The 20439-nt window shown below is 43.2% G+C and carries 22 protein-coding genes and 1 pseudogene; 17 read left to right on the forward strand and 6 right to left on the reverse strand.

The window, feature by feature from the left end:
• Window positions 1-53 precede the first annotated feature (53 nt).
• Window positions 54-953 carry an N-acetylmuramoyl-L-alanine amidase gene (locus MHI08_RS05960; RefSeq protein WP_024424962.1) on the forward strand — a complete coding sequence of 300 codons (900 nt, stop codon included), beginning with the start codon at window positions 54-56 and terminating at the stop codon, window positions 951-953.
• On the opposite strand, the gene MHI08_RS05965 is transcribed toward MHI08_RS05960, so the two are convergent.
• The 6 genes and pseudogenes from MHI08_RS05965 to MHI08_RS05990 all read right to left on the reverse strand — a co-directional run bounded on the left by MHI08_RS05965 (window position 942) and on the right by MHI08_RS05990 (window position 4301).
• Window positions 942-1073, reverse strand: coding sequence for a type II toxin-antitoxin system SpoIISB family antitoxin (locus MHI08_RS05965; protein ID WP_120207232.1), 132 nt, complete (start codon window positions 1071-1073; stop codon window positions 942-944). The genes MHI08_RS05960 and MHI08_RS05965 overlap by 12 nt on opposite strands.
• A 98-nt stretch (window positions 1074-1171) precedes the next feature.
• Window positions 1172-1348, reverse strand: a complete 177-nt coding sequence (locus MHI08_RS05970; RefSeq protein ID WP_080652934.1) for a type II toxin-antitoxin system SpoIISB family antitoxin — start codon at window positions 1346-1348, stop codon at window positions 1172-1174.
• Window positions 1317-1895, reverse strand: a pseudogene (locus tag MHI08_RS05975) (type II toxin-antitoxin system SpoIISA family toxin); the annotation flags it as partial. The pseudogene MHI08_RS05975 and the gene MHI08_RS05970, both read right to left, overlap by 32 nt.
• A 109-nt stretch (window positions 1896-2004) precedes the next feature.
• Window positions 2005-3003 carry an inorganic phosphate transporter gene (locus tag MHI08_RS05980; RefSeq protein ID WP_017359158.1) on the reverse strand — a complete coding sequence of 333 codons (999 nt, stop codon included), beginning with the start codon at window positions 3001-3003 and terminating at the stop codon, window positions 2005-2007.
• A 15-nt stretch (window positions 3004-3018) separates the two neighbouring features.
• Window positions 3019-3636, reverse strand: a complete 618-nt coding sequence (locus MHI08_RS05985) for a DUF47 domain-containing protein (protein WP_024426775.1) — start codon at window positions 3634-3636, stop codon at window positions 3019-3021.
• Between the two features lie 206 nt (window positions 3637-3842).
• On the reverse strand, window positions 3843-4301 hold the full coding sequence (locus MHI08_RS05990) for an ASCH domain-containing protein (RefSeq protein WP_056766225.1): 459 nt from the start codon (window positions 4299-4301) through the stop codon (window positions 3843-3845).
• A gap of 227 nt (window positions 4302-4528) precedes the next feature.
• Between MHI08_RS05990 and ggt the strand changes: the two genes are divergently transcribed.
• From ggt to MHI08_RS06070, 16 genes are all read left to right on the forward strand, one after another.
• Window positions 4529-6280 carry a gamma-glutamyltransferase gene (gene ggt, locus MHI08_RS05995; protein ID WP_163115247.1) on the forward strand — a complete coding sequence of 584 codons (1752 nt, stop codon included), beginning with the start codon at window positions 4529-4531 and terminating at the stop codon, window positions 6278-6280.
• 259 nt (window positions 6281-6539) lie between these two features.
• Entirely contained in the window at window positions 6540-7577 is a 1038-nt protein-coding gene (locus MHI08_RS06000; RefSeq protein WP_342500083.1) for a sulfate ABC transporter substrate-binding protein, read from the forward strand.
• Window positions 7578-7588: 11 nt separating this feature from the next.
• Window positions 7589-8434 (forward strand): sulfate ABC transporter permease subunit CysT, encoded by an 846-nt coding sequence (gene cysT, locus MHI08_RS06005; protein WP_342492378.1) that lies wholly within the window; start codon window positions 7589-7591, stop codon window positions 8432-8434.
• A 5-nt stretch (window positions 8435-8439) separates the two neighbouring features.
• The gene (cysW, locus tag MHI08_RS06010) at window positions 8440-9309 is read left to right on the forward strand and encodes a sulfate ABC transporter permease subunit CysW (RefSeq protein ID WP_024426779.1); all 870 of its coding nucleotides are present in this window, start codon (window positions 8440-8442) and stop codon (window positions 9307-9309) included.
• A 15-nt stretch (window positions 9310-9324) separates the two neighbouring features.
• Complete coding sequence (gene cysA, locus MHI08_RS06015; RefSeq protein WP_024424953.1) at window positions 9325-10056, forward strand: sulfate ABC transporter ATP-binding protein; 732 nt, start codon at window positions 9325-9327, stop codon at window positions 10054-10056.
• Window positions 10057-10296: 240 nt separating this feature from the next.
• On the forward strand, window positions 10297-10764 hold the full coding sequence (locus MHI08_RS06020; RefSeq protein ID WP_056766231.1) for a PTS sugar transporter subunit IIA: 468 nt from the start codon (window positions 10297-10299) through the stop codon (window positions 10762-10764).
• Window positions 10765-10817: 53 nt separating this feature from the next.
• The gene (locus MHI08_RS06025; RefSeq protein ID WP_024426780.1) at window positions 10818-12191 is read left to right on the forward strand and encodes a PTS transporter subunit IIC; all 1374 of its coding nucleotides are present in this window, start codon (window positions 10818-10820) and stop codon (window positions 12189-12191) included.
• Between the two features lie 19 nt (window positions 12192-12210).
• On the forward strand, window positions 12211-12489 hold the full coding sequence (locus MHI08_RS06030) for a PTS sugar transporter subunit IIB (protein ID WP_003212259.1): 279 nt from the start codon (window positions 12211-12213) through the stop codon (window positions 12487-12489).
• Between the two features lie 60 nt (window positions 12490-12549).
• The gene (locus MHI08_RS06035; RefSeq protein ID WP_024426781.1) at window positions 12550-12996 is read left to right on the forward strand and encodes a hypothetical protein; all 447 of its coding nucleotides are present in this window, start codon (window positions 12550-12552) and stop codon (window positions 12994-12996) included.
• Window positions 12993-14024, forward strand: a complete 1032-nt coding sequence (locus MHI08_RS06040; protein ID WP_311165241.1) for an alcohol dehydrogenase catalytic domain-containing protein — start codon at window positions 12993-12995, stop codon at window positions 14022-14024. Before MHI08_RS06035 ends, MHI08_RS06040 begins: the two co-directional genes overlap by 4 nt.
• 180 nt (window positions 14025-14204) lie before the next feature.
• Window positions 14205-15188 carry a pyruvate dehydrogenase (acetyl-transferring) E1 component subunit alpha gene (pdhA, locus tag MHI08_RS06045; RefSeq protein WP_024424949.1) on the forward strand — a complete coding sequence of 328 codons (984 nt, stop codon included), beginning with the start codon at window positions 14205-14207 and terminating at the stop codon, window positions 15186-15188.
• A 16-nt stretch (window positions 15189-15204) separates the two neighbouring features.
• Entirely contained in the window at window positions 15205-16200 is a 996-nt protein-coding gene (locus tag MHI08_RS06050; protein ID WP_342492379.1) for an alpha-ketoacid dehydrogenase subunit beta, read from the forward strand.
• Between the two features lie 17 nt (window positions 16201-16217).
• Window positions 16218-17543 (forward strand): dihydrolipoamide acetyltransferase family protein, encoded by a 1326-nt coding sequence (locus MHI08_RS06055; RefSeq protein WP_342492380.1) that lies wholly within the window; start codon window positions 16218-16220, stop codon window positions 17541-17543.
• Between the two features lie 12 nt (window positions 17544-17555).
• Entirely contained in the window at window positions 17556-18938 is a 1383-nt protein-coding gene (gene lpdA, locus MHI08_RS06060) for a dihydrolipoyl dehydrogenase (protein WP_087975561.1), read from the forward strand.
• Between the two features lie 25 nt (window positions 18939-18963).
• Window positions 18964-19665, forward strand: coding sequence for an SDR family NAD(P)-dependent oxidoreductase (locus MHI08_RS06065; RefSeq protein ID WP_229137058.1), 702 nt, complete (start codon window positions 18964-18966; stop codon window positions 19663-19665).
• Window positions 19643-20428, forward strand: coding sequence for an SDR family oxidoreductase (locus MHI08_RS06070; protein ID WP_087975559.1), 786 nt, complete (start codon window positions 19643-19645; stop codon window positions 20426-20428). Before MHI08_RS06065 ends, MHI08_RS06070 begins: the two co-directional genes overlap by 23 nt.
• The last annotated feature ends 11 nt before the right edge of the window (window positions 20429-20439 follow it).

A 20439-nucleotide genomic window follows, 5' to 3' on the forward strand; every position in this document is an offset into this window, starting at 1 on the left:
GCCACCAATTGATGAGAAAGATCAATTCAATTTAGCAAAAGGGAGTGCAGAACATGGTAGAAATTTATCAAGATTTTATTCCAGTTGGAAACGGGAACCGCCCAGGATACGCCATGACACCGATGTATGTGACGGTGCATAACACAGCAAACACGTCAAAGGGAGCGGATGCAAAAAGTCATGCGGCATATGTGAAACGCCCAACGACAGCGGAAAGCTGGCACTTTACAGTGGATGATCATGAAATCTTTCAGCATCTGCCGTTAAATGAAAATGGCTGGCATGCAGGGGACGGAAATGGAAATGGGAACAGAAAATCGATCGGGATTGAAATTTGTGAAAATGAAGATGGGAATTTCCAACAAGCGGTCAAACATGCGCAATGGCTCATTCAAAAGCTGCTGAAAGAGCATAATATTCCACTAGCGAATGTGGTCACACATCAGCACTGGTCTGGAAAAGCATGTCCGCGTCTGCTTCTCGCTACATGGGATGAATTTAAAAAAGGAATTGAAACGGCAGGAGACCCTGAAACGGTCATCACGTATGTCGTCAAAAGCGGGGATACGTTAACGAGTATTGCCAAAGCTCATGACGTCACAGTTCAAGATCTTCAGAAGTGGAATAACATTAGCGACCCGAACAAGATTCAAATTGGACAGGTTCTCAAAATTTATCGAAATGATGGAAAAATGATGTATGAGCTGCCAGATGGGATTTTAAAGGTGACTTCGCCTCTAACGAAGGGAGAGCACGTACGCCTCGTCCAAAAAGCGCTTGCTGCTGTTTATTTTTACCCTGATAAATCGGCTGCAGATAAAGGCATCGATGGTGTTTACGGAGAAAAAACGGCGAATGCCGTAGCGCGCTTTCAGCTGGTGAACGGTCTGACAAGTGATGGGGTATACGGTCCTAAAACGAAGGAGAAGCTGCTTAAACTGTTAAATCAGTGAGTGTTTCTGTTTGTATGATTGGATGGCTGTTTCACTCTTTTCAATTAATCGCTTAGTATATGGGGACGGCTGATATTCGGCAAACTGAACATATCTCAGTTGTTTGATTTTCTTTTTCATTTTGGCACCTCAATCGTTGCAGCGTATAGTGTATTGTATGCAAGTCTATGTGAAAATGGAAGCAGGACGCGGATTTCGTTCCGCGTCCTTTAGTGTAATCAAGCCTTTTTATTTTTATACTCATCCAGAAGCTGTTCATTCTTTTTAAAAATTCGCTCAGTATGGGGGCTTACCTTATAATCGGCCATACTGATATGGCGTTTTTTCTTTAAAATCTTAAAAGGGTTTTTCTTAGGATTGTTGTTATCCCCTTGAAGTGCGTGGTCCATCTTCATCACCTTCCTCTTCGTCAGGCAAGATTAGGTCATAAATTGTTGTAAGTGATGTCATTAATAAATAGTCGAACTCCGTGACAATCTCATCGGAGGTGAGCTTAATGACAAAATGAGCATCTGCTACAGAAAATGGGATGAGCACCAAATGACCGAAATCATCGTAATATACTTCCTGCCTGTCAAGCTTCGCCTGAATAAGAGCCCGCTGGTCAAGTGTCCGAAGCAGGTCGTCTTTTTGTTCCTGCATATCGTATGGACAAAGCACCGCTTGAATATTCATCTTGTCGGCAAAAGAATAAATCAGCCGCTCAATTCCCTCTATATATGCCTCTACACTTCCATAATATACATGGATCGGTTCATTTTTCAATAGGTATTGGTACGTTTTTAGTTTATTGAGGTAAGAATGAAGCAGATCGTTATTTTGTTCAAGGAGTTGATGGGTGTCGGTTTCCAGCTCATGATTTCCGAGTTTCTTAATATAGGAGCTAAGAAAGATGAAGGCATCAGTTAATGCGAAAAATACGGCAATGATCAAGTAGTTTATTTCTATGGATATGATTGGAAACCCTGCTTCATGAAAAAATGTCCTGCAGGAAAAGGGTTTTTAAGTGTGCGGGCAAATAAAAAAAGACCTGTTAGACAGGTCTTTGATATTAGAGAATCGCATTTAACACAAAGTATATAAGAGCTCCTAGAGTTCCTGAAATCGGTAATGTAATCACCCAAGTGACAAGCATACGTTTTGCCGTACCCCAGTTAACCCCTTTGACTCTGTGTGCAGAACCTACACCTAGAATAGAAGATGAGATAACGTGAGTCGTACTAACAGGTAAGTGAATAAACGTCGCACCGAAGATAATAGCTGCACCCGTTAAGTCGGCAGATACTCCGTTTACTGGACGAATTTTCATAATTTTACCGCCGACTGTTTTGATAATCTTCCAGCCGCCGATAGAAGTACCGAGTCCCATTGCAAGCGCACAAGAGAATTGTACCCAGAAAGGAATGTCGTCTGTTGTATGCAAATTACCTGCAATTAAAGCCATCGTAATAATTCCCATCGCTTTTTGCGCATCGTTTGTCCCATGGGTATACGATTGCAGTGCAGCCGTTAAAATTTGAACACGTCGGAATTGTTTATTTGTTTTTGCGAGATTGTTGTTTCTAAATATAATTTTGATAATGGTATACACGATATATCCCAATACGAAAGCTAGGATAGGTGAAAGCAAAAGTGCTTGAATGATTTTAATGAATCCCGAATAGTTTAAAGCGCCAAAACCGGCAGAGGCAATAACCGCTCCTGCAATTGATCCGATTAATGCATGTGAAGAACTACTCGGAATCCCGTAATACCAAGTAAGCAAGTTCCATGTGATGGCCGCAATTAAAGCAGCCAAAATCACAACAGAGCCGTTTTGAAGTGTAAATGGATCTGCGATATCTTTTGTAATGGATTTTGCCACACCTGTAAATGTCATTGCTCCTAAGAAGTTCATGAACGCTGCCATGATGATCGCATGTCTAGGCTTTAATGCCTTCGTTGAAACTGAAGTCGCAATGGCATTTGCTGTATCGTGGAACCCGTTAATGAAATCAAAAGCAAGTGCACAAATGACAATAAGTATGGTAAGGATGAGTAATGTGTCCATGTTTAACTAACCCCGTTACGCATTCTTCATAATGATTGTTTCTAGATTGTTGGCAACACTTTGACAGGAATCAGCGATTTCTTCAAGTGTTTCGTAAATTTCTTTGTATTGAATCACTTTAATTGGATCTGTTTCTTTTCCAAACAAGTTCTTTAATGATTTACGATGAAGATTGTCACAATTATGTTCAATCTCTTTGATCTTGATTGCGTGCGGATGAATATCTTTCAAGCGATTTTCAGCTAGTAGATCAATTGTGATTAAAATTTCTTTCGCACACTCTCTGATGTAGTGGCTGAATTTGTCGATATGTTCGTCAGAGCTTGTAATTGAGTAAATTTCTAATGTTGCGGAAAAATGCTCAATTCCATCTAAAACATCATCGAGGCTATTCGTCAATTGAAGAATGTCTTCACGTTCAATCGGTGTAATAAAGGCTTTGTTCAGCTCTTTAATCATGGTATGAACATGATTATCACCTTTTGTCTCATATTCCTTCAATGTGTCAGAAAATTCTTTCAGAGTGGTTTGATTTGTTACTTTATAGCTAACAAAATACTCAGCAGTTTCATCTAAATTTTTAGCAATTTCCGTTAACAAGACGGAAAACTTGTCTTTTTTCCTTTTTAACATGTAAAAACCCTCCATTGTATAAATGAGACAATGCACACATCAAATAATTATATATTCTTTTGTCGAAAAAAAACAGGTGTAGTCGAAAATTTCTTCACTTTTTCTATTTGATCTTATTCTGACCTAAAGATGTGATCTCAACACACCTTTTTCTAAAAGGGGAAAAGCAACGAAAAAAGCGGGCCATATTTGGCGCCGCTTAAAGGCTAAGAAGCTGAATGAATCAGCTTAAACCGTTCACAAACAAGAAGCATATCCTCTTTGAATTCTAAACTGTATGATTGGAGTGCTTCTGTGAAAAATTCTTTATGTTCTCTGTACCAATAGTCATAAGATAAGTCGCCTTCACCCTCTGCTTGTGCAAATGATACGGGGACTTCATTCATTGGCATAACATCAACATGTGTAATTTCAATGATGGCTTTTGGTTCTTCTTGGCTGTCCAAAATGACCGCATATTGTCCGGGTTGTGGAAGCGGCTCCTGTTCCTTTTCATAAAAAAGGTGTCCAGAACAAGTGGCTGTTTTTTTTCCTTGCTTTACAAGATCAAGCAAATGATCAGGATCTGAGCCGAATGCCCACGCCGAAACAAACGCGTCATCAGGTGCTTTTTCTGATTTCTCTTTCCAATAGTCTTCCCAAAATAATCTGCATTTGTTGTTCAATGTTTTTCCCCCTCTTTGTTGTGTTTATTATACCTTGAAGCTGAATCGTTGGAAATGGTGTGTCTTTATTCCTAATAAGTGAGTGCGTCATATGTTTTGAAAAACAATGTTTGATTTGGGAAATGTAGGATGATAGGATGAAAATTTTTGAAATTTTAGAATAATCTATTGTATTCTGGTCAAGAAGTCGGTAAGGTCAAAGTAAGAATATGGAAGGGGTGTTGTTCATGAAACGCATTTCTCTAACTGTTTTGTCCATATGTCTGTTTGTTTTCTCGTTTTTTCTGCCTGTCAGCCAAGTCAATGCGAACGAATCTCATGGGAGTAAAGTAGCTGTTGGTAAAGATGGCATGGTGGCTACTGCTCACCCGCTGGCATCAGAAGTAGGTGCTGATGTATTGAAGAAAGGTGGAAACGCAGTGGATGCTGCTGTTGCCATCCAGTACGCACTGAATGTGACAGAGCCAATGATGTCTGGAATTGGCGGCGGTGGTTTTATGATGGTTTATGATGGAAAGACAAAAGAAACATCCATCATCAATAGTAGAGAACGAGCACCACAGGGCGCAACACCTGACATGTTTTTAACGGATGAGGGAAAAGTCATCCCATTTGCTGAGCGATCCACACACGGTAATGCGGTTGGTGTTCCAGGGACAGTAAAAGGTCTCGAAGCAGCATTAGATAAGTGGGGAACCCGTTCGATGAAGGAATTGATTGAGCCTTCCATTCAGCTTGCAGAGGATGGATTTGAAATTGATTCTGTTCTAGCAAAAGCCATTGAAGATCATCAAGAAAAGCTGAAAAAAACGGCCGCAGCGCCAATCTTTCTTCCAGATGATCAGCCGCTCAAAGAAGGCGATCTGCTTGTACAGCCAGGTCTTGCAAAAACATTTAAGCTCATTGCGAAAAAAGGAAGCAAAGCATTTTATGAAGGAAAAGTAGCAAAAGCACTTGCAAAGACAGTCCAAAATTTTGGCGGAACGATGACAACTGATGACCTTGGTCGTTATGAGGTCAAGACTGACAAGCCTATCTGGGGGGACTATAAAGGATACCAGCTTGCAAGTATGCCTCCACCAAGCTCAGGCGGTGTGTTTATGCTGCAAATACTCAAAATACTAGATCACTTCAATCTATCACAATATGACCCCAAATCATTCGAAAAATATCAGCTGCTAGCTGAAACAATGCATCTCTCCTATGCTGACCGTGCTGCATATGCAGGCGACCCCGAATTCGTAGATGTTCCACTAAAAGGACTACTAGACGATGATTACATTTCAAAAAGAGCTTCTCTCATTCAATTAGATCAAATGAACAAAAACCCGAAAGAAGGGGATCCATGGGCGTATGAGGATGAAAAAAATCCATCCCCAATTATCCCGCAGCCAGAAGATAAAACCATTGGCGAGACCACTCATTTTACTGTTGCTGATCAGTGGGGAAATGTCGTGTCATTCACAACAACCATTGAACAGTTATTTGGTACAGGGATTCTTGTTCCGGAATATGGCTTTTTCTTAAACAATGAACTAACAGATTTTGACGCAAGACCAGGCGGAGCAAATGAAGTCCAGCCGAATAAGCGTCCATTATCCAGTATGACCCCGACCATCATATTTAAAGATAACGAGCCGGTCATGACTGTGGGCTCACCTGGAGGAACGACTATTATTGCTTCTGTTTCACAAACCATATTAAACTTGCTTGAATACGACATGGAGCTGCAAGATGCGGTGGAAGAGCCGCGGATTTATACAAACAGTACAACTTCTTACCGTTACGAAGTAGGTGTTCCCCTTGATGTAAGAACGAAGCTAAATGATATGGGTCATCGTTTTGGCAGTTCACCTATTGATATAGGAAATGTGCAAGCCTTACTCATTGATCGGAAAGCAGGGACATTTACAGGAGTAGCTGACTCCTCGAGAAATGGAACCGCTGTTGGTGTCAATTTAAAGCTTTCTGCCGATTAAAACCATTTCCCGGGAAAAGAAGCGCCTCTTCAAGATGGCGTTTCTTTTTTTGTTTAAAAGAAAAACAGAGTTGACACCTGTGAATAGTTTGAATAATATATAGACTAACATCAATCATACATAGCTGATCGGACAACCGAAGGCTCTTGGCAATTTGAAGTACAGGACTGTGATGTATTTCAGGTGGCTAAGGGTCTTTTTTGCGTATGAAACGGCAAGGTTGGTGTCACTATTTTTGATAACGGGGGAGCGGGATAACATGAAAAAGTGGAAATGGGTCTGGGTCGTGACCATTATATTCGTCTTGGCTGTGACGAGTACTGCATGCTCAAACGCAAACGAAGCCTCAAGCCAAAAGGGAAAGGTTGAGCTGTTAAATGTTTCGTATGATCCTACACGTGAATTGTATCAGGAATACAATCAAGCCTTTCAGACGTATTGGAAAGACAAAACAGGTGAGGATGTCACGATCAAGCAGTCTCATGGTGGATCAGGAAAGCAGGGAAGATCGATTATTGATGGACTCGAGGCAGATGTGGCAACACTGGCTTTAGGGTATGACATTGATGCGATTGCAGATCGCGGACTGCTTTCAAAAGATTGGCAAAAAGAATTTCCAAATCAGTCAACACCGTATACATCGACCATTGTGTTTCTTGTGAAGAAAGGGAATCCCAAAAATATTAAAGATTGGGACGACTTGATTCGGCCAGGTGTGTCCATCATTACGCCAAATCCGAAAACGTCCGGCGGTGCGAGATGGAATTACTTAGCTGCATGGGCCTACGCCGATAAAACATTTCATGGGAATGAAGAAAAAACAAAGGATTTTGTCAAAAAGCTATATGAACATGTCGAAGTCCTTGATTCAGGTGCACGCGGAGCCACAACGACCTTTGTTGAACGCGGACTTGGGGATGTGTTAATTGCATGGGAGAATGAAGCCTATTTAACGCAGCACGAACTAGGCAAAGACAAATTTGAAATTGTCACCCCATCAATTAGTATTCTAGCGGAGCCGTCTGTTGCGGTCGTTGATCAAAATGTGAAACGTAAAGGAACAGAGAAAGTGGCGAAGGCTTATTTAGATTATTTATATTCTAAAAAAGGGCAGGAAATTGCGGCGAAAAACTATTATCGCCCTAGAAATCAAGAAGTCTTAAACAAATATAAAGACCAGTTTAAAAAGATTGATATGGTGACGATTGATCAAGCGTTTGGCGGGTGGAGAAAGGCGCAGAAAAGATTTTTTGATGATGGCGGATTATTTGATCAAATATACAGCGGACAAAAATAGGGGGCGATGTGATGAAGAAAGCACATACAGCCACCAATAAAAGAAAACGTATATTGCCTGGATTTGGGCTGAGCCTTGGGGTGACGCTCGTTTATGTGAGTGCGATTGTCGTCATTCCTTTATCCATGGTATTTATTTGGACGGCTTCATTAGGAGCAGAGGGGATTTGGAAGGTGTTTACCGATGCAAGAGTATTGAAGTCTCTTCAGCTGACCGTGACGACTTCCTTTGCAGCTGCTCTCATCAATGCAGGGTTTGGTGTACTGATTGCCTGGGTTCTCGCCAGGTACACATTCCATGGAAAGAAAATCTTAGATGCTCTCATTGATTTGCCTTTTGCTCTCCCAACAGCTGTTGCGGGTATTGCCCTGACCACCCTCTATTCTCCTAATGGATGGATTGGTCAATTTCTGCATATAAAGGTGGCGTACACACCGATTGGGATTATTTTGGCACTGATTTTTATTGGCATTCCATTCGTTATCCGAACCGTTCAGCCTGTGATAGAAGGGCTTCAGCAGGAAGTCGAAGAGGCTGCGGCGATTCTTGGTGCGACAAGGAGACAGACCTTTTTTCACGTACTGCTGCCGGCCCTGTTTCCTGCGGTGATGACTGGATTTTCACTTGCGTTTGCAAGAGCGCTAGGTGAATATGGCTCTGTTGTGTTTATTGCTGGAAATATTCCGTTTAAAACAGAAATTACACCGCTGATGATCATGTCCAAGCTTGAACAGTATGATTATCATGGTGCAGCAGCGATTGCATGCTTGATGCTGCTTCTTTCGTTTTTCATCCTGTTATTGATTCACGGCATTCAGTGGTATGTTGAGCGGAAAAAACAAGTATACGTGAGGTGAAACCATTGGAGAGAGAGCTTAGTCATCAGCACCATGTTCAGTATAAAAGTCCTGTAACCGAATCTAAAGGGGTGAAAATCCTCTTGATTACGGTCGTGTATGCTTTTTTGATTTTATTTTTACTCATACCGCTGATCGCCGTTTTTTCAAAAGCATTTGAGAAAGGGTGGAGTTCATACCTTCTGGCCATCTCACATCCAGATACACTCGCGGCGATCAAATTGACTGTTTTCATTGTCGTCGTCACCTTGCCGCTTCAAATGATCTTTGGGGTAAGTGCTGCATGGCTTATCACAAAATTTAATTTCCGCGGAAAACGTTTGTTAACGACTGTGATTGATCTCCCGTTTGCCGTTTCGCCTGTGATTGCTGGACTTGTATTTGTGCTTTTATTTGGTTCAAACGGGCTTTTAGGACCTTGGCTTATGGCGAATGGATGGAAAGTCATTTATTCTGTACCAGGCATGATCCTAGCCACCATATTCGTTACATTTCCGTTTATTGCCAGAGAATTAATCCCGTTTATGCAGCATGAAGGCATTCATGAGGAGGAAGCATCGCTCACACTTGGTGCAAACGGATGGAAGACTTTTTTCTTTGTGACACTGCCGAATATCAAATGGGCTCTTTTTTACGGTGTCATTTTAGCCGGGGCAAGAGCGATTGGTGAATTTGGTGCCGTGTCGGTTGTATCAGGTCATATTCGAGGCATGACCAATACGATGCCGCTTCATATCGAAATTTTATACAATGAGTACCAATTTCAAGCCGCTTTTGCTGTGGCGTCTCTCATGGCGTTTGTGGCAGTCATTACTTTAATCATTAAGCAAATCATTCAGCAGAGGGATCACCGGCTTGGCAAGCGGTCAACATAAATGGAGGGATCGGCCTTGGGGATTACAGCAAAACAAATATCAAAACAATTTGGTCAGACAAAGGTTTTGCAAAACGTGGATTTATCGATAAGAAATGGTGAATTAATCTCTTTACTAGGACCATCTGGCTCTGGGAAAACGACTTTATTAAGAATCATTGCAGGTCTTGATTATGCCAATAACGGACAGATTTTATTTGGAGATCAGGATTACACACACATTCCAGTACGAAAACGGCAGATCGGTTTTGTATTTCAGCAATATGCGCTTTTTCGAAATATGACGGTTTTTGATAATGTGGCATATGGGCTGAAAATGAAACCTAGAGGAGAAAGACTGCCTAAAAAAGACATCAAAGAGCGGGTACATGAGCTTTTAGAGGTTGTTCAGCTTACGCAGTTTGAGCAGCGGTATCCAGATCAGCTGTCAGGCGGGCAAAAGCAGCGTGTGGCACTGGCGCGCGCACTTGCCGTTCAGCCGAAGGCACTCCTCTTAGATGAACCCTTTGGTGCACTTGATACAAAGGTGAGGAAAGAATTAAGGCATTGGCTGAAAAAAGTTCATCGTGACTTTCAAATGACCACCATTTTTGTGACACATGATCAAGAAGAAGCATTCGATATTGCTGATCGTGTTGTGGTGATGAATGAAGGAAGAATCGAAAAAATTGGCACAAAGGAAGAAATGGCAGTGCAGACAGACAATCTATTTGTATCTGAATTTTTAGATATAGGAAGCCACATTTAACAAGCAGTATAGAAGATTAGAAGGAAGAGACGCGGTGATGACTGCGTCTTTTTTTTATTTAAATTTCCCTAGGGACATTGACTTATAATTTTGAATATTATAATATCTTTACAAAGGTAACAGCATTGAACATTTTTCAGAATTCATAATTGTAAGCGCTTTATAAAAGGTTCTATTCTAAAAATGTTCTTTCTTTTGTTACATGTGTTCATATTTATACCAAATGAAAGGGGTGGTTGTTTGAACAGCTTGTTTGAGTTAGATGAACAACTGATTAAGCTGCAGTTCGAAGCATCTTCGAGAGAGGAGGTGACCACATATTTAGCAGGGCGGTTAGAAGCTGGAGGGTACATTAAATCGAGCTTTTTACCAGCAGTGCTTGAAAGAGAAAAAACATATCCTACAGGCCTTCCACTGGCAGCCTTTGGGGTAGCGATTCCGCATACAGATCCTGAGCATGTGAACAAACCAGCGATTAGTGTAGCTACTTTAAAGGAACCTGTCATTTTTCATAAGATGGGAAGCCCTGATGAAACAGTGCAAGCCAAAATTGTGTTTGTCCTAGCAATCTCTGAGCCTAGCAAACAGCTTGTGATGCTGGAGAAGCTGATGACACTTTTTAGAAAAGAAGAGGTGATGACAAAGCTCTCACACATGACATCTTATGAAGAAGCAGTTGACGTGCTTCGGCAAGAATTAAACCAATAGCCATTCACGAAAATATGTAAGCGCTTTATCTGAAAAATTCAGGAGGTGGATGTATGATCAAGCAAGCCGTCGATTTTATATTAGACCTTGGACCAACTATTATGCTCCCGATTATTATGACGCTTTTCGGTATGATTTTAAGGCAGGGCTTTAAGAAATCCTTCAGGGCCGGTATTACGATCGGAATTGGATTTGTCGGTGTCAATCTTGTCATTAATTTGCTCGTGAGCGGACTTGGGCCAGCAGCAAAAGCCATGGTTAATTCCCTTGGGCTAAAGCTCGATATTTTGGATGTTGGATGGCCGATTGGAGCTGCCATATCCTTTGGTACACCCGTTGCCCCGCTCATGATTCCTCTTGTGCTTTTATTAAATGTCATCTTATTGTCCGTAAACTTTACGAAAACGCTGAATGTGGATATTTGGAACTTCTGGCATTTGATTTTCGCAGCCTCTGTTACTTACTACGCTTATCATAATATGTTCTTGGCTCTTGCTGTTGGCTTGATCGTCTCTGCGATCACGCTAAAATTAGCCGATTGGACGGCGCCGACAATCGAACACCATTTCGGATTAAAAGGCGTATCGATGGCTCATGCTGAAACGGTCAACTTTGCCCCGCTCATGTATGCGTCAAACCGCATCATTGATAAGATCCCTGGTTTAAACAAAATTCATGCTGATCCAGAAACATTGAAGAAACGCTTTGGCATTTTTGGCGAACCGCTTGTGATGGGTCTCATACTTGGTATCATTATTGGTCTTCTTGGCGGCTATGATGCAAAAGGTGTGATGACGCTCGGTATTCAAATGGCAGCAGTTCTTGTCTTAATGCCAAGAATGGTTGCGCTATTAATGGAAGGGCTGATTCCAATCTCTGAGGGCGCTCGTTCTTATATTCAAAAGCGTTTCCCAGGGAAAAATGTCTATATTGGTTTAGATACAGCGATTGTGATTGGTCATCCAGCGAATATGGCGGTAGCCCTTTTAATGGTGCCGATTACGATTTTGCTCGCAGTTGTCCTGCCATACAATGGCATGCTCCCGTTTGCTGACTTATCGGTTCTGCCATTTACAGTTGTCTGGGCAGTAGCAGCCGCTCGTGGAAATATTATTCGCGGTCTTATTAACAGTATTTTTACATTAATGATTGTCTTCTTTATCGCAACGAACCTTGCACCGCTTGCGACAACAATGGGGAAAGCAGTCGGCTTTGATTTCCCAGAAGGGGCAAACATGATTTCAGGTATTGACCTTGGTTCTCACGTTATTCCTTGGATCATGGTGAGACTTCTTGATCCGAGCAACCCTTACTTTATTGCAGCGATTATCTGTGCTTTGGCTTATGCGCTTCTATGGTACTGGGTGCGAAATGATATTAAAAAGCAGTATGCGAAAGAAATGGGCTTAGATCAAAAAGAACAATAAATGAGCTGGAGGGATTCTAATGGCGAAGAAAATATTAGTATCATGCGGAACGGCAGTTGCAACATCAACGGTTGTGGCTAAAAAGGTAGAAGAAACGTTAAAGGAAAAAGGATATGATGTCGTCGTGGAACAGTGTAAGGCATCTGAAGTCCCGCAAAAAGCGGAGGGTGCTGATTTAATTGTGACAACAACGCCTGTGAGTGATACAAAAGGGACACCTGTGATTCAAACATTATCCTTTTTAACTGGATTTGGTATTGAAGATGATATCGAGAAAATCATCGATCATATCAAGTAGAGAGTTATTGCATGGAGGAGCTTTTGCGGCTCCTTCTAGTGATCGAAAGGAGGAAGTCTCATGCAGCATCATGCTTATAGCCGAACGTCTGCAATGTTGTCTATTTTTCTTCCGGCTGTGCTCATCTGTCTGTTTTTTCTCTGGTCTCTTTATACGTTATGGTCAGCAGGACCTGACCCGTTAGCTGTGTTAGGCGTTTATACGCTGCCTATTCTCATGCTCTCTAGTATTACAGGACTGAACCAGCCGACTAACGTCATCATTAGTGAAGATCAACTGAAGATAGGGGCTTTTGGCAGATGGCACACATATGCAGTTTCTGATATTAAAGGAAAGCTTTTTTTAAAGCCTTATCCTCATATCGGGAAAGTCTATGTCAGGGTGGGGCCAGCTCGTATATTCGGAGGGCGCTACTGGATATCCAGTGAGATGAGTGAGTACAAGCAGCTTGTTCAAACACTGCAGGATTTTGCGAAGGGTGATGAAAAGGAGGATGCCGCTACATGAAATCAGCTGTCTTTTATTCTTCAGAGGACATTCGGTATGAGGAGCGGAACCGGCCAGTCATCGGTGATGATGAAGTTTTGTTAAAGCTGCGGGCCTGCGGCTTATGCGGAACGGATATTTACAAAGCAACGCATGAGACAGTACCTCCTGGGACGGTGTTAGGGCATGAAATCGCTGGTGATATTGTCGAGACCGGCAAGCGTGTGACAAATGTCCAGACGGGAGACAGGGTTTATGTGGCGCATCATGTGCCTTGTTTCACCTGTGACTTTTGTCAAAAGGGGTTTTATACGATGTGTCCGCAGTTTACAGCCACAAATGTAGAGCCGGGCGGGTTTTCAGAATATATCCGTGTACCTGCTTTGCATGTCAAGCACACGATGGGCAAGCTTCCAAAAGACGTATCGTATGAGCAAGGGGCGATGGTAGAACCGGTAGCCTGCTGTCTGCATGGGTTTGAACGAGCTCCTGTTCACCCAGGAGATTCCGTATTGATCCTTGGAGCGGGGCAAATTGGCTGTATTCAATTGCAGCTCGCCAAATATTATTTGGCTGGGAAAGTGATGATAACAGATGTGAATGAGAACAGGCTGCTGCAAGCGAGGAGCTTAGGTGCAGATGTGGCTTTCCATCCAGCAGCTGAGCCGGTTGAAAACCGGGTGATGAAAGAAACAGATGGAAAGGGAGCAGACCTCGTTATTATTTCTGTTGGGAGCAGTGCGCTTTTAAAAGAGGCGTTTCAGGCTGTAGCGCGAGGCGGGACGATTTTGGTGTTTGCTCATTTTCCAAAGGGAGATGTGGCCATTCCTGCTGAACGATTTTTCAATGATGAAGTGAAGGTAGTAGGAGCCTATTCCTCGCATCCATATCATTATCGTGAAGCCCTTGAGCTTTTGAAAGCAAAAGTGGTCAACACTGAAAAGATGGTAACGCATCGTTATCCGTTAAGCCAGCTGCTTCAGGCGATAGAATGTGCGAGGCATCCTGAGGGTGAGAGCGTCAAAATCATGATGTATCCAGATGAATGAGTGTATGAGATTAAAAGAGAAAGAGAAGTTCTTTGGAAAAGGGCTTTGCCTTTCTCTTTTTTTCTGACAAAAGATGAAAACGCTTAAAAATGAGAGAGAAATGCTTGACTTCGATGACACTTAAACGTATGATAATTACAAATGTAACACATAAGAACAAATGTAAAGGGGAGAGAAGAAATGCAAAAACAAATCACTTTGCCTGAACAGATTAGTCATGAGAAATTAGCAGATTTATATAAACAAATGTGGTTAGTGAGATATTTTGATGAAAAGGTCGATCAATTCTTTGCAAAAGGACTTATCCATGGCACCACTCATTTATGTGTTGGACAGGAAGCGTCAGCTGTTGGATCGATTGCCGTATTAGAAGATAAAGATAAGATCGTCAGCACACACAGGGGACACGGTCACTGTATTGCAAAAGGGGCCGAGGTTAATAAAATGATGGCTGAATTGTTTGGACGTGAAACCGGCTATTGTAAAGGAAAAGGCGGCTCCATGCATATCGCGGACTTAGAAAAAGGAAATCTTGGGGCAAATGGAATCGTTGGCGGCGGTATCCCGCTGGCAACAGGTGCAGCGCTCACATCTAAAATGAAGCAGGAAGGCTTTGTTGTTCTTTGTTTCTTCGGAGATGGCGCCACAAATGAAGGCAGCTTCCATGAAGCATTAAACCTTGCGTCTATTTGGGATTTACCAGTTGTGTTTATTTGTGAAAACAACCAGTACGGCATGTCTGGCCCTGTGAAAGAAATGATCAACATTGAAGACATTTCAACAAGAGCAGAAAGCTACGGAATGCCAGGGAAAACGGTTGATGGAAATGACATGGTCGAAATTATGAACACAGTTGATGAAGCAGTCAGCCGTGCGAGAGCGGGAGAAGGCCCATCGCTCATTGAAATGAAAACGTACCGCTGGAAGGGTCACTCTAAGAGTGATGCGAAAAAATATCGTACACGTGAAGAAGAGACAGAGTGGAGACAAAAAGACGGAATCAAACGCTTTAAGTCTCTCTTGATTGAACTGAATGTTTTGACAGAAGAGCAGGCAGCAAGCTTACAGGAAGAAGCAAAGCAGGAAATTGAAGCGTCTGTCGAATTCGCCAAAAACAGTAAAGAACCGTCAATTGACACACTATTAGAGGATGTATACGCCTAATTAGGAGGGGAATCACGTGACAAAAACAACAGTAAGAGAGATTTCATATTTAGAAGCCGTTCGAGAGGCTATGAGTCAGGAAATGAGAGAAAACCAAGATGTCTTCATTTTAGGTGAAGATATCGGCGTATATGGAGGTGCTTTTGGTGTCACGCGCGGCATGATTGAAGAATTCGGGCCAGAGCGCGTTCGCAATACACCTATCTCAGAGGCTGCCATCGCAGGTGGGGCAGTCGGAGCGGCTTTAACTGGTATGCGTCCGATTTTAGAACTTCAATTCTCTGACTTTATCACAATCGCAATGGATCAGCTTGTGAACCAAGCAGCCAAAACACGATACATGTTTGGCGGAAAAGGAAAGGTGCCGCTTGTCGTAAGAACACCAGCAGGATCAGGAACGGGTGCAGCGGCGCAGCACTCCCAAAGCTTAGAAGCGTGGATGGCGCATATTCCAGGACTTAAAGTGGTTCAGCCTTCAACAGCCTATGATGCAAAAGGACTTTTAAAAGCGGCGATGGATGATGACAACCCTGTCATTTTCTACGAGCACAAGCTTTTATATAAAACAATCGGTGAAGTGCCTGAAGAGCAATATTCCATTCCTCTAGGGAAAGCAGATGTGAAAAGAAGCGGGAAAGACGTCACGATTGTAGCAACAGCAATTATGGTACACAAAGCGTTAGAAGCGGCGAAGGAACTAGAAGCAGAGGGAATCGATGTTGAAATCATTGACCCAAGAACACTTGTCCCATTAGATGAAGAAACGATTATCGAATCTGTGAAGAAAACAGGTAAATGTATCGTCGTTCATGAAGCGGTAAAACGAGGCGGCTATGGCGGAGAGATTGCAAGTATGATAGCGGAAAGTGAAGCCTTTGACTTCTTAGATGCTCCAATTAAACGACTTGGCGGTCTTGCGGTCCCAATACCATACAACCCGACGCTGGAAAAAGCGGTCATTCCACAAGTGCCAGATATTATTGAAGCAGCAAAAGAGCTTGTGCGCTCTTAAGTAAAGGGGAGAAGATCATGCCAAAAGAGATATTTATGCCGAAGCTGAGCAGTACGATGGAAGTCGGCACCTTGCTTCAATGGTTTAAAGAAGAAGGAGATTCGGTTGAAATCGGTGAGCCTCTTTTTGAAATTATGACAGACAAGATCAATATTGAGGTGGAAGCCTATGATGATGGTATTTTTCTAAAGAAATATTATGAAGCCGATGATCAAATTCCAGTCAATGCTGTCATTGGATACATCGGAGAGGCAAATGAACATGTGCCAAGCGAACCGCCAGCACAATCAGATGAAGATTCAACAGGCAGTAGCGAATCGTCCTCATCAGACGCGGCTTCTTCCAGTTCTGCTGAAGCCCCAAAAACACCTAATGAAAAAGTACGTGCCACACCTGCGGCGAGAAAAACGGCAAAGGATCATCATGTAGCGATTCACGAGGTATCTGGCACAGGACCTAATGGCAGAGTTCAAAAGCGGGACGTCGAGGCGGCCGTCCACTCTAGTGAGAAAGAGCAGCGCGTGTCACCGCTTGCAGAAAAAGTGGCTGCTCGTGAAGGAATCGATTTAGCGAATGTTGCTGGATCTGGTGCACACGGAAAAATTATGAAGAGTGATGTAACGGCAGCAGTTGCACAAACAGCAGAGTCTTCTCCAGCGAAAACACAAAAACTAGCTGGCATGAGAAAAGTGATTGCTGATAGGATGTCACAAAGTGCCTTTACAGCACCGCACGTGACATTAACAAGTGAAATCGATATGACAAAAGCGAAAGAAATACGCAAACAGCTATTGCCAGCGATTGAAAAAGAGACAGGCTACAGACTGTCGTTTACAGAAATTATCATTCATGCGGTCAGCAACGTACTCACGCGCCACCCGCAGATCAATATGACGTTTGAACAAAATGAGCTCCATTTCCATGATGATGTGCACATTGGTCTCGCTGTCGCTGTAAAAGATGGCTTAATGGTTCCAGTCATTTCTCATGCGAACCAAAAAGGGTTAAAACAGCTGACAAAAGAGGCGAAAGAAATCGGCCGAAGCGCACGTGACCAAAAACTGCTGCCAGACCAGCTGAAAGGGTCCACTTTTACCATTAGTAACTTAGGGGTGTATGCCATTGATACCTTTACCCCGATTATTAATCAGCCGGAAGTGGCGATCTTAGGGGTTGGGCGCATTCAAGAAAAAGCTGTTGTAGTAGATGGAGAAATTCAGGTGCGGCCGATGATGGGCGTTAGTTTATCGTTTGATCACCGAGTAGTAGATGGCGCACCAGCGGCTGCCTTTTTAACAGATCTTAAAAAAGTGCTTGAACAACCATTTGAATTGCTAATGTAGGAGATGAATCGGATGACGAAAACGTATGATCTGACAGTCATTGGCGGAGGGCCTGGCGGGTATACTGCCGCCCTTCAAGCAGCTGAGCGTGGACGGAAGGTCGCATTGATTGAAGAGGATTTTCTAGGCGGTACTTGTTTAAATCGGGGCTGTATTCCTTCAAAGACGCTGCTCAAACATGCAGAAGTTATTGAATCAATTGAGAAGGCGAAAAGCTGGGGAATTGAAACAGGTGATTTGGTCCTTTCCTTCGATAAAATGAGAAAGCGCAAAGATGACGTCATTGAAAAGCTCAGAGGCGGAATTGCCTTTTTATTAAAGCAAGGAAAGATTGATGTATATAACGGCAGAGGTACAGCTGTTGCAAAGCACCGGATTGAGATTGAAAAGCAAGATGGGGCAGAATCGATCGAAACGAAAGAACTCATCATTGCTACTGGATCTTCACCTGCCATTCCGCCAATACCGGGCCTTAAAGACATTCAATTTGACACAAGTGATACGATCTTTGACATTCCAGATATTCCGGCTTCTGTCGTCATCATTGGCGGCGGTGTCATTGGACTTGAGCTGGCTTGTATCTTCCAGAGTCTTCAATCAAAAGTCACGATTATCGAAGCGGCTCCGTCTATTATTCCGCAAGAGGATGAGGAAGCATCTAAGCTGCTAGAAAGAGAATTAAAGAAAAAAGGCATCCATATCGCGAAGAAAACCACTGTGACAGAGGTGACGGAAAGCGAAGGAGTCAAAGCGGTTCATGCATCAGACGATAAAGGAGAGACGCATATCTTTACGGCTGAAAGACTGCTTGTTTGTGTAGGAAGAAGACCTAGTGTATCTGCCGTCAGCCAGCTTGACCTTCAGCTGGATGGTCCTTTTATCAAAGTGAATGACAAGATGCAGACAAGTGTGGAAGGTGTCTATGCAGTTGGGGATGTCGCTGGCGGCTATCAGCTGGCTCACGCAGCGATGGCAGAGGCCGCTGTTGCGGTCAGTAATATTTGCGGTGTGTCTGAAAAAATGAATGCTGATATCATGCCTAGATGTATTTATACATTACCAGAGGTAGCAAGTGTTGGTCTGACTGAGAAAGAGGCAAAAGCCAAAGGACTTAACGTGCGGGCAGAACGATTTGATTTAGCGGCAAGCGGTAAAGCACTAGCGGCAGGCGAGCAAACAGGTTTTATTAAATTGGTATACGATACAGCCTATGGTGAAGTGATTGGTGCGACGATGGTTGGCCCGCACGTCACAGAGATGATTTCAGAAGCTTCCTCCTTTATGTATTTAGAAGGAACAGCAGAAGAGATGGCGAAAATGATTCATCCGCATCCGACCATCTCAGAAGGTTTTTATGAAGTAGCACTTGATATCGTGAGTAAGCTGAGAAAATAATGGCCAAACAAGGGATAGGGAGGAGATGCATGTGCACGTCCAGCTTCATCAGAAAGCGGCACTTGTGACAGGTAGCACAGATGGATTTGGAGAAGCCATCTGCCTGGCTTTAGCCCGGGCAGGTGCACATGTTTTTTTACACACGTTTCATGATGAGTCAAAGGCTAAAACCATTCGTGAAGACATTCAAAAAATGGGCGGTCAAGCGAGTATCATTCAGAACCCGTTGGAAACGCCGCGTGATGCCACACGGATGCTGAGGCAAGTGATTGATACATGCGGTAAACTGGATATTTTGGTCAATCAAGCAGAGCAAGGAGCGGACGCGGAACTTGATGACGTGAGCCCTGATGAGTGGGTGGGTGAAGTGGAATCGGCTGTGAATACCGTCTTTCTTTCCAGTCAGGCCGCCGTATGGCATATGGTTGATCAGAGGCAAGGCTGCATCATTAATATATCGTCATCAGGCAGTATCACAGGTGATGGCGGGATCTCGCATGCTACATCAAATTCTATGCTGAATGCCATGACAAAAGGGTTAGCGAGAGAATTTAAAGACAAAGGTATCCGGGTGCTTGCGCTGCTGCCGCCGCCTCTCCATTTGTTTCCTGATACAGAGCAAATCAAGGAGACTGTGGCCCATATGACGGTGTTTCTCAGTACCTCCTATGGTGCATTTACAGATGGCGTGGCGATTATGCTTGATGGGGGTGAGAGTGCTGGCTAATGTTCAAAAACCAGTTCTCATCGTTGGCGGAGCCCAAGGGATCGGAAAAGAAATTACTGAGCGATTTTTAAAAGAAGGGCACCAAGTCGCCGTGTCAGATATAGACGAAAAGGGACTTTCGCTCTTAAAGACACAGTATCCTCAGCTGCTGACTATTCAAGCTGACGTTTCATCGTGGGAAAGTGTTCAGCAAATGATATCAGCAGCTGAAAGGGAGCTGGGCGGTATTGCTCACCTTGTGTATTCAGCAGGAATGACAAAATCACTGCCTTTTTTAGAAGTCGATTTTTCACTTTGGAAAAAGACACTGGCTGTGAACTTATATGGTCTTTACTATTGCATCAAAGCGTTGGCACCCTATATGTGTGAGCGGCAGGAAGGCAGTGTTGTCATTATTGGATCGGGATCTGCAATCACCGGCTCAGGCGGCGGTATTCAATATTATGCATCAAAAGCAGGGGCTTTTGGATTGATGCGTTCGCTCGTAAAGGAACTAGGCTCGCATCAAATACGCATCAATGTGATTGCCCCCCGCGTCATTGAATCTCAAATGCTTGATACGCTCTATCCTACTGTAGAGGAGAAACGGCAGCTGCAATCACTCATTCCCATCGGAAGATTAGGAACACCTGAGGATATCGCAGGGCTCACTTTATTTCTCACACGTCGCGAGGGGAGCTATTTGCACGGACAAATGATCCTGTTAGACGGAGGGAGAACGTATCAGCCAAAATATACTGAGGGAAAAAGAGCGGAGAGTTAATCGCTCTTTTT

The sequence above is a fragment of the Bacillus sp. FSL M7-0791 genome (assembly GCF_038627085.1).
In the GTDB taxonomy this organism is placed as follows: Bacteria; Bacillota; Bacilli; order Bacillales; family Bacillaceae; genus Bacillus; species Bacillus safensis.